The organism is Streptomyces sp. CC208A, from assembly GCF_030010625.1.
GTDB lineage: Bacteria > Actinomycetota > Actinomycetes > Streptomycetales > Streptomycetaceae > Streptomyces.
Genome location: NZ_JASCXN010000114.1, coordinates 1 through 778, shown reverse-complemented (window position 1 = coordinate 778; position 778 = coordinate 1). Strand labels below are relative to the sequence as shown.

1 protein-coding gene is annotated in these 778 nt (G+C 71.5%); it reads right to left on the bottom strand.

Annotated features, from left to right (window positions below; genetic code table 11):
- On the bottom strand, positions 1-688 hold a 688-nt coding region (locus tag QK442_RS36225; RefSeq protein WP_282698394.1), incomplete at its 3' end, for a sporulation protein.
- Positions 689-778: the final 90 nt, after the last annotated feature.

The window sequence follows — 778 nt, the reverse complement described above, 5'->3', positions numbered from 1 at the left end:
AGCGCGTCAGGGCGTCGTGCCCCTCCGAGAAGAGGCCGCCGCGCTTGTCGGCCTCCAGGACCACCTCCAGGCCGGCGGGGCTCGCGAGGAAGGTCACCTCGATCTCGTTGACCTGGTGGGCGTACCGCGGCGCCGGGGTCAGCTCGATCTCCTGGTAGAAGGGCAGCTGCTGGCCGGTGCCGCCGATGCGACCGAGTTCCAGGTCGGCCGACTTGAACCCGAAGCCGAGCTGCCCGAGCGCCTCCAGGATCGCCTCCTGGGCGGGCAGCGGGCGCACGGCGAGCGGGTCGAGGTCGCCCTTGTCCCTGGCGCCGGCCACACCGAGTTCGGTGCGGACGCCGAGGACGACGCCCAGGCCCTGCCCGTACAGCTCGGTGATCGGGGTCTCCCACGGCAGCGTGAAGGAGAACGGCACACTGCGGCGCTCGCCCCCGGCCAGGCGGAAGCCGCCCGCGACGACGTGCCGGTGGAAAGCGACCACACCCTCCGACTCGCCCCCGTCGTGCTCGGCCTCGACACGGGCGACGAGCTCCAGGGTGATGTGCTCGATCGCGAAGTCGGCGTTGCCGCCCTGGAGATGGACCTGCCCGGCGACGACACCGCCCGGCGCCACCGCGCCCGGGTCGAGCACAGTGTCCACCGAGGGGCCCCCTACGCCGAGCGAGCCGAGCAGACGCTTGAACACCATCGGGCGTTCACTCCTTCACATCGCTTGTGTGGTTCGGTACTTCGGCCGGTACGACTCCGGCCGTCTACACGCGCGTAGAAGCATAGGGGC